At 43.7% G+C, this 327-nt stretch carries 1 pseudogene; it reads right to left on the bottom strand.

What is annotated here, in order from left to right:
- Positions 1–287, bottom strand: a pseudogene (locus ATB02_RS25925) (tail fiber assembly protein); the annotation flags it as partial.
- Positions 288–327: the final 40 nt, after the last annotated feature.

The following is a 327-nucleotide window of genomic DNA, read 5'->3' as shown; positions in this document are numbered from 1 at the left end:
TTTTCCGGTAACGGACCGAGTTCAGAAATAAATAACGCGTCCCCTGACGCTACGTCATAAACCGTTTTACCCCGATGGTCTTCAACGAGATGCCACGATGCCTTATCACTGTTGAAAACAGCCACAAAGCCAGCAGGAATATCTGGTGGTGCAATATCGGTACTGTTTGCTGGCAGACCTGTATGAGGCGGAATATATGCGTCACCTTCACCAATAAATTCATTAGTTCCGGCCAGCAGATTATAAATTTTTATGGTCCGTGGTTGTTCACTCATTCTGAATGCCATTATGCAAGCCTCACAATATAGTTAAATGCGATGTTTTTGA

This window comes from Escherichia sp. MOD1-EC5189, assembly GCF_002966045.1.
Lineage (GTDB): Bacteria > Pseudomonadota > Gammaproteobacteria > Enterobacterales > Enterobacteriaceae > Escherichia > Escherichia coli_F.
This window is presented reverse-complemented; position numbering and strand designations above follow the sequence as displayed.